The organism is Pseudomonas sp. RC10-4-2, assembly GCF_050433085.1.
GTDB lineage: Bacteria > Pseudomonadota > Gammaproteobacteria > Pseudomonadales > Pseudomonadaceae > Pseudomonas > Pseudomonas aeruginosa.
The window spans coordinates 113,695-127,699 of sequence record NZ_JBNPXX010000002.1 but is presented as its reverse complement, the minus strand read 5'-3'; the positions used below and the strand labels follow the sequence as shown (position 1 = coordinate 127,699).

The following is a 14,005-nucleotide window of genomic DNA, read 5'->3' as shown; positions in this document are numbered from 1 at the left end:
TTATTTCCCGTTTTTTGTTGGAGTTGAAAAACCTGGCCCACGCCAGCGACGCACGGCTTTCTGGAAGAACAGGCTGTTGGGAACCTGCAGCAGCGGGCCCGGCGAGCCATCCTCGAGGGTTTCTTCCAGTGTCGTATACAAGAGATTGATGGCAACCACGCGTCCGGTGACGCCCGGTTTGTCGGCGCTATCGATCAGCTCCACGCGGTCGCCGATGCGGAACGGCCCGACGGTGAAGATCAGCAACGCACAGAACAGGTTGGAGAGCACGCTCCAGATGGCGAAGAAGGCTACCGCCGCCACCGCGGCGAAACCGGTCAGCGCGGTCCACAGCACTTCGGCCGACACGCCCAGGCGCTCCAGCACCATGATCAGTGCGCTGACCATGATCAGCCAGCGCAGGCCCCCACGCAGCGGCAGGAGCAGCTCCGGCGGCACCGGATAACGCTCGCCGATACGGGTCACCGTGCGTCGGACCAGGCGCTGTAGCAGCCAGGCGACCAGCAGGATGAGCAGGATCTGCAGCGCCACCACCAGCGGCCCGCTCCAGGTCTGCGTCAACACCTGCAAGTCTTCCATCACTCACTGGCCTCTAGTTCTTTCTGCAGGGCTTCGAGGGTTTCCAGGGCCTCCAGCCAACGTTCCTCCAGCTCGCCTTCGCGAACCTTCAGGCTCGATTGTTCGGACAGCAACTCGCGCAATTCGTCCTTTCGCGATACGTCGTACAGGGCGCTGTCGCCCAGCCGCGCCTCGATAGCGGCTAGCTTTTCGTGCAGGCCGCCGAGTTCGCGCTCCAGCTTGTCGGCCTCGCGCTTGTGCGGCGCCAGCTGCTGGCGCAGCGCGGCCGCTGCCTGGCGCTGGGCGCGCTTGTCGGTGCGTTCGGTCGGCGCACCCGGCGCGGTCTCGGCCTGCGGCGCCTTGCGCGCGCGATAGTCGACCAGCCAACGGGCGTAATCGTCGAGATCGCCATCGAACGGCACCACGCGCCCATCGGCGACCAGGAGGAATTCATCGGTGGTGCTTTTGAGCAGGTGCCGGTCGTGGGAAACTACCAGGACCGCCCCGGAAAACTCCTGTAGAGCCATGGTCAAGGCCAGGCGCATTTCCAGGTCGAGGTGGTTGGTCGGCTCGTCGAGCAGCAGCAGGTTGGGCTTCTGCCAGGCGATCAGCGCCAGGGCCAGGCGCGCTTTCTCGCCACCGGAGAAGTTCAATACCGGCTCGTCCACCCGAACGCCGCGGAAGTCGAAGCCGCCGAGGAAGTCCTTGAGGGTCTGTTCGCGCTCGCCGGGGGCGATACGCTGCAGATGTAGCAACGGGCTGGCCTGTGGATCCAGCGAATCGAGCTGGTGCTGGGCGAAGTACCCGATGGCCAGGTTCTCGCCGCGCAGCAGGCGGCCGCCCAGCTCGGGCAGGTCCCCGGCCAGGGTCTTGATCAGCGTCGACTTGCCGGCGCCGTTGGGACCGAGCAGGCCGATCCGCGCACCGGGCACCAGTTGCAGCTTGACCTTCTCCAGCACCGCCTTGTCGCCATAGCCGAGACGGCCTTCGCCGAGATCCAGCAACGGCCGGGAGATCTTGTCCGACTCGCGGAAACTGAAATTGAACGGCGAATCGACATGTGCCGGCGCCAGTTCCTCTAGACGCTCCAGCGCCTTGATCCGGCTCTGCGCCTGGCGCGCCTTGGTGGCCTTGGCCTTGAAGCGGGCGATGAAGCTTTCCATGTGCGCACGCTGCGCCTGCTGTTTCTCGTAGGCCTGCTGTTGCTGAGCCAGCCGCTCGGCGCGGGTCCGCTCGAAAGCGGAATAGCCGCCGCGGTAGAGGATCAGCTTGCGGTTTTCCAGATGCACCACGTGGTCCACCACCGCATCGAGGAAGTCGCGGTCGTGGGAGATCAGCACCAGAGTGCCGGGATAACCCTTGAGCCACTCTTCCAGCCAGAGGATGGCGTCCAGGTCGAGGTGGTTGGTCGGTTCGTCGAGCAACAGCAGGTCGGACGGGCACATCAGCGCCTGCGCCAGGTTCAGGCGCATCCTCCAACCACCGGAGAAATCACCGACCCGGCGCTCCATCTGCTCGCTGCTGAAGCCGAGCCCGGCCAGCAGCTTGCGCGCCCGTGCATCGACGGTATAACCGTCGGCGTTGTCCAGCTCGGTATGCAGGCGCGCCAGGGCAGAACCGTCGTGCGCCGCTTCGGCGACGGCCAGCGCCGCCTGGATCTCGCGCAGGCGACTGTCGCCGTCGAGCACGTAATCCACCGCCAGGCGATCCAGGGTATCGACCTCCTGGCGCATGTGCGCGATGCGCCAGTCGGCGGGCAACAGGCAGTCGCCGGCATCCTGCCCGAGCTGGCCGCGCAACAGCGCGAACAAGCTGGACTTGCCAGCGCCATTGGCCCCGATGAGACCGGCTTTCTGGCCGGCGTGCAGGGTCAGTTCAGCAGCTTCCAGGAGGCGCTGCGGCCCGCGCTGTAGCGTAAGATTGAGGAGTCGGATCATGGCGGCGGAGTTTATCAGTTTCGCCCTTGCGGAGCGTGAGGCTGTATGACTGGAAATGTCTGGAAATTCGCGGTGGACGTCTATGCCCGGCCGGGCGTGGAAACGGCTTGCCTCGCGCTTCAGGAGCAAGGTGCGGACGTCTGCCTGTTGCTGGTCGCCGCCTGGCTTGGCAGGCGCGGTGTGAGCTGCTCGAAAGAACGCGCCCAGATCCTGGAGAACGCCGCGCGTCCCTGGCGCGAAACGGTCATCGAACCCCTGCGCAGATTGCGTTGCGCCTGGCGCGAAGCGGCAACCCACGACGCCTGCCTGGCCGAACTCCGCGAGGAAATGAAGGCCCAGGAACTACGAGCGGAACGGGAACACCTGCAACGCCTGGCCGACCTGGCCACAGCCTGGCTGGAGGGCCAGGAAGCGAATCGCAGTGCGGATGCCTGGCTGCAAGCCTGCAGCCGGGACATCTGCACGGAAGCAGAGCGCCGGGCTTTGCTGGTGCTTGGCTCGGCGGCTTTGCAGACAGCGCCTTAGGAGGCGCTGGTCGGGGCGGCGCCGTTGCTGCCCGCGGCAGGCGTTGCCGAAGCAGCGCTGGAGGCGGCTGCCGGGGCGCTGGGAGTCGCCGCAGGCTTCGCAGCAGGAGCGGTGGCGGGCTTGGCTGCGGCAGGTTTCGCGGCTACGGGTTTCGCCGCAGGCTTGGCCGCCGGTTTCGCCGCAGGCTTCGCAGCCGGCTTGGCTGCAGGCTTCGCGGCCGCGGGTTTCGCCACAGGCTTGGCCGCCGGTTTCGCCGCAGGCTTCGCAGCTGGCTTGGCTGCGGGCTTCGCGGCTGCGGTTTTCGCCGCGGGCTTGGCCGTCGGTTTCGCGACAGGCTTCGCCGCCGGCTTGGCGGCGGGCTTCGCGGCTGCGGTTTTCGCCGCAGGCTTGGCCGCCGGTTTCGCCACAGGCTTCGCCGCCGGCTTGGCTGCGGGCTTCGCGGCTGCGGTTTTCGCCGCGGGCTTGGCCGCCGGTTTCGCAGCAGGCTTCGCCGTCGGCTTGGCTGCGGGCTTCGCTGCCGCGGTTTTCGCCGCAGGCTTGGCCGCCGGTTTCGCAGCAGGCTTCGCAGCAGGCTTCGCAGCAGGCTTCGCAGCCGGCTTGGCCGCAGGCTTCGCCGCTACGGTTTTCACCGCAGGCTTGGCTGCCGCCTTCGCAGCAGGTTTGGTCGCGGGTTTCGCCTTGCGGCTCTCCAGAGCCTTGCCAGCGGCTTCCTTCACCTTGCCGACACCCTGCGCCAGCTTGAGGCTTTCCTGTACGTCACGCTTGAGGCCGACGATGTAGGTACGGGTGTCCGCCTGCCGGGCCTTCAGGGTATCCAACGCCTCTTCCAGGTCGCTGATGGTCTCGCGCGCCTTGGCCTGTGCCTTGGTCTTGCCGGCCTTGGCAGCATCCTGCAGCTTGGTGCGAGCCTTGTGCAGTTTTTCCTGGGCTTTGCCACGTTGCTTTTCAAGTTTGGCCAGGAGCTTTTCCGAATCGACCAGCGCTTGTTTGCACGCACCTTCCAGGTGCTCGACAAGGCTGTGGGAAAGTTGCTGCAACAGGTGCAAGGGGGTGGTGACGGGCTTCTTGTTGGCCGACATGACGTGCCTCCAGGCGGACGTGGTTGCGCCCATACTAGACCCGCACACCCCCTCTCGCCAACGGGTTCGATGTGCTACAAGCGACGTGCGCCAGGATTGCCCGCCGATTCGTTTGGAGAAACCGCATGCCGCGCCGCCTTTTCATCGGTCTTTTTCTACTGCCGCTGCCGCTTTTCGCCGCGCCTCCCAAGGACGAACTGGCCTATGCCGTAGGCGCCCGCCTGGGCATGCGCCTACAGCAGGAAATGCCCGGCCTAGAGCTATCCGAGCTACTTCTCGGACTGCGCCAGGCCTATCGCGGCGAGGCACTTGAAATCCCCCCCGAACGCATCGAACAACTTCTGCTGCAACACGAGAACGCCACGACGGAAACACCGCGGACCACACCCGCCGAGGCCCGCTTCCTGGCCAACGAAAAAGCCCGCTTCGGCGTCCGCGAATTGACCGGCGGCGTCCTCGTCAGCGAATTACGTCGTGGCCAAGGTAACGGCATCGGCGCGGCAACCCAGGTACACGTCCGTTACCGCGGCCTGCTTGCCGACGGTCAAGTGTTCGACCAGAGCGAAAGCGCCGAGTGGTTCGCCCTGGACAGTGTGATAGAGGGATGGCGCACAGCGTTGCGAGCGATGCCTGTCGGCGCGCGCTGGCGAGTGGTGATTCCTTCGGCGCAAGCCTATGGCCACGAAGGCGCTGGCGACCTGATCCCGCCCGACGCTCCGCTGGTCTTCGAGATCGACCTGCTGGGCTTCCGCTGAAATGCAAAAACGGCGCTCTCCCGCATGGAGACGCGCCGTTTCGTAACGACTCGCCGGTGAATCAGACCGGTACTGCCGAACCCTCTGCGCCGCTCTGGCTGTGGGCGTTGTGCAGGACTTCGATGAGGCAGTCCTCCAGCTCGAAGCGTTCGTGCAACTGTTGCCGCAGGACCTTCAGCTCCGCGATGAGGCAGGCTCCTTCACGGCAATCGCCGTTGTCGCAGCGGTCGTTGAAGTTCAGCGCGGATTCGGTGATGGCTTCCAGCCGGGGGAAGATCTGCTTGGCCAGCTCCAGGCCACGCTGATCGCCGAAGGCCTTGCCTTCCGCCGTCAGTTGCTCGTAGACCTCGAAGTGTCCGGCAGATACGTAGTCCAGCAGCAATTGGCAGAAATGCTGGAGTTCTTCGGCGTTGGGCGCCGGTGCCTGAATACCGCTCAGGGCATCGAAGGCCTGCACCAGTTGCTGGCGCTCATGCAGCCAGCGATCGATCAGTTGGTGCACACCCCCCCACCGCTCTTGGGCATTACGGCAGCTTTCGAGCATGTTGTCCTCGCTTCCCTCTTCGGACGTCCCGGAGAATCATCGTCCGCTCCGAGACGCATTGCTGACGCACTCTCTGCGCTCTGTGGGAGAACGCCTGTGCAAGGGGCGGACTCCGGCGCTATGGAAAGCCAGATTATGCCCCCGGGATGACCCCATCAAGACGCCCGTACAGAAAAATTCATACGGATGTTTGATCGGTATCCCGCATCCGCTCTGGTTTTCGCCAAATCGATACGGCCGACGCTCGAGAGCTGACGAAAGACCACGCGACAGCCCGCATCAGGCACGTCGGAGGAACTGCACGATGGAGAAGCCGAGATAGGCAACGAACGCCAGCAGGCTCCATTCCGGAATGCTCAGGGTGAATAACGTCCAGCTCACCTGGGCACAATCCGCGGTGCCATGCAGGACCAGGCGGATCACTTCCTGGAAGGGAAGCGCCTGCATCATGTAGTCGAGGCTGGGCAGGCAGGCCGGCAGTTGGTCCAGCGGAACGGTCTGCAACCATACCTGGCGGGCGGCCGTGGCCCCGCCGCCGAGAGCGAGCAGGAACACCAGCACGGAGTAGATACGCCGCCCACGCAGGCCGGGCCCCTGGATCGCGCCAGCAAGGCAGGTCAGGCCGATCAGGATGAAGAAGATCCGCTGCACGACGCACAGCGGGCAGGCCTCCAGGCCAACCACATGTTCCAGGTACAGCGCCCCGCCCATGATGGCGACGCAGGCCAGGAACGCGAGAAGGAAAAGCTGACGGGGGCTGGCCAGGGGCATGGCGGATCCACAGGTACACAGGGGAAAGGCCGCCTACGGTAGTGGAAAGCCTCCGGCCGTTTCAAGCCGCAAGGCAGCTCTGCGGCAAGGCATCCCGAATCATGCCGGGCGCCCGCGACAAGCCGCCACAGTCCTGCCGATGGAGCCGAACGGGGAACGCCGGGTGGCGTTCCCCATGCTCAAATCCCCGCCACCACCACGGGCAGCCCCGGAGTACGCCGATCGAGCAGGACCAGGCCCTCCTGGAACAACTGGTTGCTGCGCTCGACCTCGCCGAGCTGCGCCAGCAGGCGTCCCAGCTCGGCGCAGGTCTCGGCACTGCGCTGGAAGCTCAGGCTGGCCTCCAGGTATTCCCGGGCCTTGCCCCAGAGCTTGTTGATCAGGCACAGGCGCCCCAGGGTCAGCAGCAGGCCGGGATCGTTCGGATGTTCCTTGAGCCAACCTTCCGCGGCCTGCAATTGCTTGCCCGGATCGCGCCCGCGCACCTGCCCGTAGAGTTGCACCAGGGTCGCGTCGAAGCCTTGCTTGAGCGCATGGCGGAGGACTTCTTCAGCCTCTTCCTCGGCGCCCAGGCGAAGCAGTTGGGCGGCATAGCCCGCGACGATCGCCGGGTCTGCACGCAGCGCCGAAGGCACGTTCTGCCAGCGCTGGGTCAGCGGCTGCAACGCCGTCTCGCCCTCGTTCAGTCCACGCTCGCCGGCTTCCTGCAAGGAAGCCACCCAGGCACGGCGTTCGAGGTCGCGCAGTTCGGAATCCTTCAGCACACGCTCCTTGCGCAGCTCCGGCAGCAGGACGCAAAGGGCCTGCCAGTCGTGCTGGGTGACGTACAGCTGCTGCATCAGCCGCAATACCGTGCGGTGCTGCGGCTGGAGCCCGTGCAGCTCTTCGAGGGTATTGCGTGCCTGCGGGTAGTCGCCGCGATTGATCAGCAGTTGCGCACGGGTCAGGCCGACCAGCAATTGGGCATCCGGCTCGCGCTCGCGAGCCCGGTTCAGCAGGTCGTCGGCCTCGTCGTAGCGCTCGAGTTCGTTGGCGGCCCGCGCCGCTCCGAGGTAATGCATCAGCGGCCGCTCGCCCATCTCCGCAGCCCGCCGCAAATGACGCAGCGCCTGCGGCCAGTTGCCTTCGCCGAGATCGCGCAGGCCGCTGTGCTCGGCCATCTGCACGCGACGCCGGCGGTTGTAGCGCGACCAGGGGTTGACCACCCGCCCCGAGCTGCCGAGCAGGCGCAGGACCAGGCGCACCAGCACCACCAGCAGCCAGACCACCGCCAGCAGGGCGAGGAACGACCACAGGCTGGATTCGTAACGGAAGCTCTTGTAGGCGATCAGCACATAGCCGGCCTGCTCGGAGATCGCCAGCCCAACCAGCGTGGCGACCAGCACCACCGCCAGAACCAGGAGGTAGATGCGTCTCATGGACGGCCCTCCGTGGCCGGAGCCGCCTGCGCCTCGGGCACCAGGTTGCCGGCGGCCTCGCGGCGCGACACGTAGGACTGCAAGGCGCTCAGGGCCGGTGCGAGGTCAGGGACCTGCACGGTGACCGGCTGCTTCGCCAACTCATCGATACGCAACTTCAACGCGCGGCTGTCGGCCAGCTCTACGTTGAAATAGCCGTCCAGCACGTCCTGGGCCTGCTTCAGCGCCTGCTCGTAGACTTCCTGCTTGCCATTCAGCGCCGCCCACTGGGCTTGCTCCAGGGCCAGGCCGATGGTCAGGCGCACCTGCGCCAATTGCTCGCCGGCCAGCAGCGGACGAATGTCCTGGCCGGCATTGAAGTCGATGCGGATGTAGCGCGAGATCTTCTCCCACCACAGCTCCCAGGTGCTGTTGCCGTCGCCCCAGGCGACATTGCTGGCACCGCTTTCGCCTTCCTTGAAGGTCGGCGTGAGCGGTTGTAACTGGTTGACCTGCTCGCGCAACGCCGCCAGTTGCACGAAAAGCCCGGTACGGTCCGGCTCCGGCAACGCACGCAGGGCCTCGAGGCTGGCCGCCAGCTTGGCGCGGGCGGCATAGGCGCCGGGATCGTTCTGCGCGCGCAGGATGTCATCGGCGCCCTGCACCAGCTCGGTGGCGCTACCCACGTCCTGCAAGGCGGACAGGCGCAGGCTGGCCAGGCGCAGCAGGTGTTCGGCCTCGGCCAGTCGCCATTGCTGGCGGCTCTGGCCGAGGACCTTCTTCAGTTGCTCGCTGAGATGCTGCTGGTCGCCCTGCAGCTCCACCACAAGGCGTCGCCGGGCCTCCAGTTCGTCCGCGGTAGGCAAAGCGTCCAGGCGGGCAGCCAGTTGCTGGTTACGCTGGGCCAGGGATTCGGTCTTGCCACGGGCATCTTCCAGCTGCGCCAGCTGGTCGCGCTCGGTGCCCTGCAACTGCTGGACCTGCCAGAAGCTCCAGCCACCCGCGCCGAGTCCCGCCACGCCAACCAGCAGGGCGAGCAACGCCAGGCCGGTGGCGGTACCGGAACGCCTGGATGCATCGGGTGCAACGGGAGAAGGGGTGGAAGTGGAAGTTCTTGCGTCGTCTTGGGGAGTGACTGCTTCGCTCACAGGTCCATCCTTTGGTCAAGAAAGTTCTAGGCGGCGCTCGTCAGGGCCGCCAGCAAGGCCGGCGCGCTCGCGCCCCGGCAATCAATCACCCGTTGCGCACCCAGTTCGCGCGCCATCTCGGCGACCCGCGGGCTGGGTACGAACAGCGGCAACCGGCCTATCTCGGGCCAATCGGCTGCCGCCAACTGATACAGATTTTGCAAACCCTGTCCACTGCTGACCACCAGGCCGTTCAGGCGTTCCGCCCGCACCCTTGCCAGCAGCTCTCCGGCCGGATAGTCCGGAGCCCGGCGCCGGTAGAGTGGCAGGTAGTCCACCTGCACGCCTTGGCCGCGCAGGCGCTCGGCGAGGAATTCTCGGCCACCTTCGCCGCGCATGATCAGCACTTTCGGATCGTGCACGCGCAGGGAATCCTGGAACGCCGGCAGCGCCAGCAACGCTTCGCTGTCGTCGCCCTGTTCAGGGTAGGTTACGTCGAGGCCGTAGGCCTCGAGGATCGCCGCGGTCGCCGCGCCGACGCTGCACCAGGTCTGCTGCGGCGGCTGCGGCCAGTAGCGGTCGAGCCGCTCCAGCCCCAGGCGCGCCGCCGGCTTGCTGACCACCACCACCGCGCAGTAGCGGTCCAGGTCGAGCATCAGCGTACGCTGCTCCGGGGTTTCTTCCAGCGGATCGATCGCCAACAGCGGCAGGCTGCTGCTATGGACGCCCGCCTCGCCGAGGCTGGCGGCCAGGGCCGCGCACTCCTCGTCGGGGCGCGTCAGCAGGAGCCGCCAGCCGCTCACGGATGTCCGGCCTCGCCGTAGACGGCTTCGAGAATCGCTTCGGCGCCCTGCTCCAGCAGGTCCTCGGCCACCCGCACGCCCAGCGCCTCGGCTTCCGCCAGTGGCGCCCGCCCCTCGGCGCGCAGCAACTGGGTGCCATCAGGCTGGCCGACCAGGCCGCGCAGCCACAGCTGGTCGCCCTCGCGGATGGCGTAGCAGGCGATCGGCACCTGGCAACCGCCGTTGAGCCGCTTGTTCAGCGCGCGCTCGGCAGTGACCCGCAGAGCCGTGTCGGTATGGTGCAAGGGTTCCAGCAAGGCATGCAGGTCGCTGTCGGCCGTACGGCATTCGATGCCGACGGCGCCTTGTCCGCCGGCGGGCAGGCTGTCGTCGACACTGATCGAGGAGCGGATGCGCGACTCGAAGCCGAGGCGGATCAGGCCGGCGGCGGCGAGGATGATCGCGTCGTATTCGCCGGCATCCAGCTTGGCCAGGCGGGTATTGACGTTGCCTCGCAGGAAACGGATCTGCAGGTCCGGCCGGCGCGCCAGCAGCTGCGCCTGGCGGCGCAGGCTGGAGGTGCCGACCACGCTCCCGGCTGGCAGTTGCTCGAGGCTGGCGTAGGTGTTCGAGACGAAAGCGTCACGCGGGTCTTCGCGCTCGCAGATGGTGTAGAGGCCGAGCCCCTCGGGAAAGTCCATCGGCACGTCCTTCATCGAATGCACCGCGATGTCGGCGGCGCCTTCGAGCAGGGCGGTTTCCAGTTCCTTGACGAACAGGCCCTTGCCGCCGATCTTCGCCAGCGGTGCGTCGAGCAGCTTGTCGCCGCGACTGGTCATCGGCAGCAGGGTGACGGTCAAGCCGGGATGCGCCTGTTCCAGGCGCGCCTTGACGTATTCGGCCTGCCACAAGGCGAGGGCGCTCTGGCGAGTGGCGATGCGGATTTCGCGGGACGACATGGGATATTCCGTGCACAGGGATGCGCCCATGATAACAGTTCGAACCCGAGTGCGCGGACGCTGGGCCCGATAGCCGCACCCGGGTCGCTGGCGAACCGCCGACCGCCGTCAGAGCTGATGCATCAGACGCCTGACCCCGGCCACGTGCCGCCGGCTGACGGTCAGCGCATCGCCGTCGAGGCCTTTCAGGTAGAGCTGGAAATGCCCCAGCGGCGTACGCTGCAGGCGTTCGATCCGTTCGCGGGCGACCAGCGCGTTGCGGTGGATGCGCACGAAGCGCTCGCCGAACTCGTCTTCCAGCGCCTTCAACGGCTCGTCCAGCAGCACCTCGCCCTGCGCATGGCGCAAGGTCACGTACTTGTGGTCGGCAATGAAGAAGATCACCTCTTCCAGCGGGATCAGCTCGATCCCCTTGCGGGTCCGTGCACTGATGTGGCTGCGCGGACCGCTGCCGCCGGAGGCCGGGGGCTTGGTCAGCGCGGCCAGTTGCACGCGGTTCGGTCGCGAGGCTTTCTTCAACGCCTCGGCCAGGTCTTCGCTGCGCACCGGCTTGACCAGGTAGCCCACGGCGCTGACCTGGAAGGCTTCCAGGGCGAATTCGTCATGGGCCGTGCAGAAGATCACAGCCGGCGGCGCTTCCCGCTCGCAGAGTCTGGCCGCGACCTGGAGGCCGTCCAGACCGGGCATGCGGATATCCAGCAGGACGATATCGGGCTTGAGGCTGTCGATCAGCGTCAGCGCTTCTTCGCCATTGCTGGCCGAGGGCTCGAGGACGCGATAGCCGTCCAGCTGCCCTACCAATCGGGCCAGGCGCTCTCGCGCCAGAGGTTCGTCATCGACAATCAGGACATTCATAAGCTCAGGCTTCCTGCATGAGTCGCGCACATGGATAGCGTAGACAGGTGTAGTGCCGTCCGTCACGGCGCTCGACGCTGAGACTCGCTTTAGGCCCGAAAAGTGCCCCAAGTCGTGCATCGATATTGTGTAACGCCTGTCGCGTGCCTTTCGACGGGGGCGACTCGAGCGCCTCGTCGTAGGGGTTGCTCACACATAGCTGGAACACTCCTTCACGATAAACCGCCTCGACCTGCACCAGGCCACCTTCGACCCGCGGCTGGATGCCATAGATAAGCGCATTTTCCAGCAGCGGCTGCAAGGTCAGTTGGGGGATCGGCAGGTTGGCCGGCACCCCGTGCACCTGCCAGTCCAGTTGCAGGCGATCGCCAAGACGATACTGCTCAATGGAAAGATAGCGCCTTGCCAGCGCCAGTTCCTCCTCCCAGGAAACTAAAGTGCCGGGCTTCGCCAGGCTGGCCCGGAACAGGTCGGACAGGTCCAGCACCGCATGCTCGGCCTTCAGCGGGTCCAGCTCGATCAGGCTGGCGATGCTGTTCAGGCTGTTGAACAGGAAGTGCGGGCGAATCCGCGCCTGCAGCGATTCCAGGCGCGCCTGCAACTCGGCCTGCTGCTGCCGGCGCCACTGGCTCTGCAGGTAAAAGTAGCGCAGCACCAGGGCGGACATGATCAGCGCGATCAGCGCGTGCCGCAGATACAGATTGACCTCGCCGGCACGCGTCAGTTCTCCGCCCAGCTGATAGTGCTCGGCGACCGCCGTGCAGCCCAGGGTGAGGGCCACCACCAACAGGCAGCAGGCACTCCCCGCCAGCGCCACCGGCAGGCGTGCGAGCAATGGCCGCAGGCGGCAGAACAGCGCCGCCGAGAGCAGTACGATCCACTGCACGAACAGCGACGCCAGGGCCAGGCGCACCCAGTTGAAGCTCGGCGTCATCGGCTCCGCCAGCACCAGCACGAGCACCAGCAGCTCCGCCAGCAGCACCAGGGTGAACAGGGCTTCGGCTTCGCAGAGCTCGGGAATGAAGAAGTCGTCTTGGACGGCCGGCCGGGTCGAGCGGCCGGGCTTGAATCGGATAGGCATCGACAGAGTTTCCGCAAGGCCCGTGGCGCCCGCAAGACAGCCGCGGGCGTACGGGCGAAATAAAGCACCGAAATGCCATCTGCCGCAAAAAACCGCGAAACAGCGCTCGTTCCGGCTTCGTCGACGAGCCGCCGGTTTTTCCTCCCGGCCTGCTATCATCGTCGCACTTTGCCCGTCACGCAGGCCGCGCGGCCTGTCCGTTTCTTGTTGCAGCGAGAGATACCATGAGCGTAGAGAAGACCAACCAGTCCTGGGGCGGCCGCTTCAGCGAGCCCGTCGACGCCTTCGTCGCCCGTTTCACCGCCTCCGTCGACTTCGACAAGCGTCTCTACCGCCACGACATCATGGGTTCCATCGCCCACGCCACGATGCTGGCCAAGGTCGGCGTGCTGAGCGACGCCGAGCGCGATGCGATCATCGACGGCCTGCAACAGATCCAGGCGGAAATCGAAGCCGGCAGCTTCGACTGGCGCGTCGACCTGGAAGACGTGCACATGAACATCGAGGCGCGCCTGACCGACCGCATCGGCGTCACCGGCAAGAAGCTCCACACCGGCCGCTCGCGCAACGACCAGGTGGCCACCGACATCCGCCTCTGGCTACGCGACGAGATCGACACCATCCTCGCCGAGATCACCCGCCTGCAGGAGGGCCTGCTGGGCCTGGCCGAAGCGGAAGCCGACACCATCATGCCCGGTTTCACCCACCTGCAGACCGCCCAGCCGGTGACCTTCGGCCACCACCTGCTGGCCTGGTTCGAGATGCTCAGCCGCGACTACGAGCGCCTGGTCGACTGCCGCAAGCGGGTCAACCGCATGCCGCTCGGCTCGGCGGCCCTGGCCGGCACCACCTACCCGATCCAGCGCGAGATCACCTGCCAGTTGCTGGGCTTCGACGCGGTTGGCGGCAACTCCCTGGACGGCGTCTCCGACCGCGACTTCGCCATCGAATTCTGCGCCACCGCCAGCCTGGCGATGATGCACCTGTCGCGCTTCTCGGAAGAGCTGGTGCTGTGGACCAGCGCGCAGTTCCAGTTCATCGACCTGCCCGACCGCTTCTGCACCGGCTCCTCGATCATGCCGCAGAAGAAGAACCCCGACGTGCCGGAGCTGGTACGCGGCAAGTCCGGCCGGGTGTTCGGCGCCCTCACCGGCTTGCTGACCCTGATGAAGGGCCAACCGCTGGCCTACAACAAGGACAACCAGGAAGACAAGGAACCGCTGTTCGACGCCGCCGACACCCTGCGCGACAGCCTGCGCGCCTTCGCCGACATGGTCCCGGCGATCCGGCCCCGGCGCGAGATCATGCGCGAGGCGGCACGCCGCGGTTTCTCCACCGCCACCGACCTGGCCGACTACCTGGTGCGCAAGGGCCTGCCGTTCCGCGACTGCCACGAGATCGTCGGCCACGCAGTGAAGTACGGCGTAGACAGCGGCAAGGACCTCGCCGAGATGAGCCTCGACGAACTGCGCCGCTTCAGCGAGCAGATCGACGCCGACGTCTTCGACGTGCTGACCCTGGAAGGCTCGGTCAACGCCCGCGACCATATCGGCGGCACCGCGCCGAACCAGGTCCGTGCCGCCGTCGCCCGCGGCAGAAAACTGCTGGCACAGCGCTGAAGTCGCGCCCAGTGCC

The 14,005-nt window shown here is 66.4% G+C and carries 14 protein-coding genes; 3 read left to right on the top strand and 11 right to left on the bottom strand.

Translation table 11 applies throughout. The annotated features are described in order from the left end of the window. A complete protein-coding gene (locus tag FHW81_RS08605; RefSeq protein WP_003111256.1) occupies nt 1-579 on the bottom strand; it encodes a mechanosensitive ion channel family protein in 579 nt (192 codons plus the stop codon). Further along, nucleotides 579-2,495, bottom strand: coding sequence for an ATP-binding cassette domain-containing protein (locus tag FHW81_RS08600; protein WP_003161181.1), 1,917 nt, complete (start codon nt 2,493-2,495; stop codon nt 579-581). Before FHW81_RS08600 ends, FHW81_RS08605 begins: the two co-directional genes overlap by 1 nt. Before the next feature lie 45 nt (nt 2,496-2,540). Between FHW81_RS08600 and FHW81_RS08595 the strand changes: the two genes are divergently transcribed. Then, complete coding sequence (locus FHW81_RS08595; protein ID WP_003099227.1) at nt 2,541-3,020, top strand: TIGR02444 family protein; 480 nt, start codon at nt 2,541-2,543, stop codon at nt 3,018-3,020. On the opposite strand, the gene algP is transcribed toward FHW81_RS08595, so the two are convergent. Next, entirely contained in the window at nt 3,017-4,099 is a 1,083-nt protein-coding gene (algP, locus tag FHW81_RS08590) for an alginate regulator AlgP (RefSeq protein WP_171893905.1), read from the bottom strand. The genes FHW81_RS08595 and algP overlap by 4 nt on opposite strands. A 125-nt stretch (nt 4,100-4,224) precedes the next feature. On the opposite strand from algP, the gene FHW81_RS08585 reads away from it, so the two are divergent. Then, the gene (locus FHW81_RS08585; RefSeq protein WP_003099229.1) at nt 4,225-4,854 is read left to right on the top strand and encodes an FKBP-type peptidyl-prolyl cis-trans isomerase; all 630 of its coding nucleotides are present in this window, start codon (nt 4,225-4,227) and stop codon (nt 4,852-4,854) included. A gap of 61 nt (nt 4,855-4,915) precedes the next feature. Here FHW81_RS08585 and rsd read toward each other — a convergent pair whose 3' ends face one another. The 8 genes from rsd to algZ form a co-directional block, all read right to left on the bottom strand. Further along, nucleotides 4,916-5,398 carry a sigma D regulator gene (rsd, locus tag FHW81_RS08580; RefSeq protein WP_003120370.1) on the bottom strand — a complete coding sequence of 161 codons (483 nt, stop codon included), beginning with the start codon at nt 5,396-5,398 and terminating at the stop codon, nt 4,916-4,918. Between the two features lie 279 nt (nt 5,399-5,677). Continuing rightward, nucleotides 5,678-6,169 (bottom strand): disulfide bond formation protein B, encoded by a 492-nt coding sequence (locus tag FHW81_RS08575; protein WP_003099230.1) that lies wholly within the window; start codon nt 6,167-6,169, stop codon nt 5,678-5,680. A gap of 179 nt (nt 6,170-6,348) precedes the next feature. Further along, nucleotides 6,349-7,587 carry a heme biosynthesis protein HemY gene (locus tag FHW81_RS08570; protein WP_003096390.1) on the bottom strand — a complete coding sequence of 413 codons (1,239 nt, stop codon included), beginning with the start codon at nt 7,585-7,587 and terminating at the stop codon, nt 6,349-6,351. After that, entirely contained in the window at nt 7,584-8,714 is a 1,131-nt protein-coding gene (locus FHW81_RS08565) for a uroporphyrinogen-III C-methyltransferase (RefSeq protein WP_003123705.1), read from the bottom strand. Before FHW81_RS08565 ends, FHW81_RS08570 begins: the two co-directional genes overlap by 4 nt. A gap of 26 nt (nt 8,715-8,740) precedes the next feature. Next, on the bottom strand, nt 8,741-9,496 hold the full coding sequence (locus FHW81_RS08560; protein WP_003114032.1) for a uroporphyrinogen-III synthase: 756 nt from the start codon (nt 9,494-9,496) through the stop codon (nt 8,741-8,743). Then, complete coding sequence (gene hemC, locus FHW81_RS08555; protein WP_003114031.1) at nt 9,493-10,434, bottom strand: hydroxymethylbilane synthase; 942 nt, start codon at nt 10,432-10,434, stop codon at nt 9,493-9,495. The genes FHW81_RS08560 and hemC overlap by 4 nt, the downstream gene beginning before the upstream one ends. A 108-nt stretch (nt 10,435-10,542) precedes the next feature. After that, on the bottom strand, nt 10,543-11,289 hold the full coding sequence (gene algR / locus FHW81_RS08550) for an alginate biosynthesis regulator AlgR (protein ID WP_003096397.1): 747 nt from the start codon (nt 11,287-11,289) through the stop codon (nt 10,543-10,545). A gap of 4 nt (nt 11,290-11,293) precedes the next feature. Next, nucleotides 11,294-12,370 carry an alginate biosynthesis two-component system sensor histidine kinase AlgZ gene (gene algZ / locus FHW81_RS08545; RefSeq protein ID WP_003096404.1) on the bottom strand — a complete coding sequence of 359 codons (1,077 nt, stop codon included), beginning with the start codon at nt 12,368-12,370 and terminating at the stop codon, nt 11,294-11,296. Nucleotides 12,371-12,594: 224 nt separating this feature from the next. Here algZ and argH point away from each other — a divergent pair, with 224 nt between their 5' ends. Continuing rightward, complete coding sequence (argH, locus tag FHW81_RS08540) at nt 12,595-13,989, top strand: argininosuccinate lyase (protein ID WP_003161177.1); 1,395 nt, start codon at nt 12,595-12,597, stop codon at nt 13,987-13,989. The last annotated feature ends 16 nt before the right edge of the window (nt 13,990-14,005 follow it).

Coding starts and splice junctions, on each gene's coding strand:
- FHW81_RS08575 (WP_003099230.1), bottom strand. CDS start 6,169: ATGCCCCTGGCCAGCCCCCGTCAGCTTTTCCTTCTCGCGTTCCTGGCC.
- FHW81_RS08595 (WP_003099227.1), top strand. CDS start 2,541: ATGACTGGAAATGTCTGGAAATTCGCGGTGGACGTCTATGCCCGGCCG.
- FHW81_RS08605 (WP_003111256.1), bottom strand. CDS start 579: ATGGAAGACTTGCAGGTGTTGACGCAGACCTGGAGCGGGCCGCTGGTG.
- argH (WP_003161177.1), top strand. CDS start 12,595: ATGAGCGTAGAGAAGACCAACCAGTCCTGGGGCGGCCGCTTCAGCGAG.
- algZ (WP_003096404.1), bottom strand. CDS start 12,370: ATGCCTATCCGATTCAAGCCCGGCCGCTCGACCCGGCCGGCCGTCCAA.
- hemC (WP_003114031.1), bottom strand. CDS start 10,434: ATGTCGTCCCGCGAAATCCGCATCGCCACTCGCCAGAGCGCCCTCGCC.
- FHW81_RS08585 (WP_003099229.1), top strand. CDS start 4,225: ATGCCGCGCCGCCTTTTCATCGGTCTTTTTCTACTGCCGCTGCCGCTT.
- rsd (WP_003120370.1), bottom strand. CDS start 5,398: ATGCTCGAAAGCTGCCGTAATGCCCAAGAGCGGTGGGGGGGTGTGCAC.
- algP (WP_171893905.1), bottom strand. CDS start 4,099: ATGTCGGCCAACAAGAAGCCCGTCACCACCCCCTTGCACCTGTTGCAG.
- algR (WP_003096397.1), bottom strand. CDS start 11,289: ATGAATGTCCTGATTGTCGATGACGAACCTCTGGCGCGAGAGCGCCTG.
- FHW81_RS08570 (WP_003096390.1), bottom strand. CDS start 7,587: ATGAGACGCATCTACCTCCTGGTTCTGGCGGTGGTGCTGGTCGCCACG.
- FHW81_RS08600 (WP_003161181.1), bottom strand. CDS start 2,495: ATGATCCGACTCCTCAATCTTACGCTACAGCGCGGGCCGCAGCGCCTC.